General features: G+C 59.5%; 1 pseudogene. It reads left to right on the forward strand.

Annotated elements, in window-relative coordinates:
• Window positions 1-257 (forward strand): annotated as a pseudogene (locus HWE01_RS22735) (PrkA family serine protein kinase); the annotation flags it as partial.

Below are 257 nucleotides of genomic sequence, written 5' to 3' on the forward strand. Positions count from 1 at the left end.
CGGCGCTACCTCAACACCATCATGTCGCCTTGGGCCACCAAGCGCCTGCAGGAGTTTGGCGGTGACATCTCCAAGCTCAAGGTGGTGAAGCTGTACCCGTCGATTCTTAACCAGATCGCCATTGCCAAGACCGAACCCGGCGATGAAAACGGCCAGGACATCTCGGCCCTGGTCGGCAAGGTCGATATCCGCAAACTTGAGGAATACCCACAGAACGACGCCGATGCCTATAGCTACTCGGGCGCGCTGTGCCGGGC

The sequence above is a fragment of the Herbaspirillum sp. C7C8 genome (assembly GCF_022627875.1).
Classification (GTDB): Bacteria; Pseudomonadota; Gammaproteobacteria; order Burkholderiales; family Burkholderiaceae_D; genus Herbaspirillum.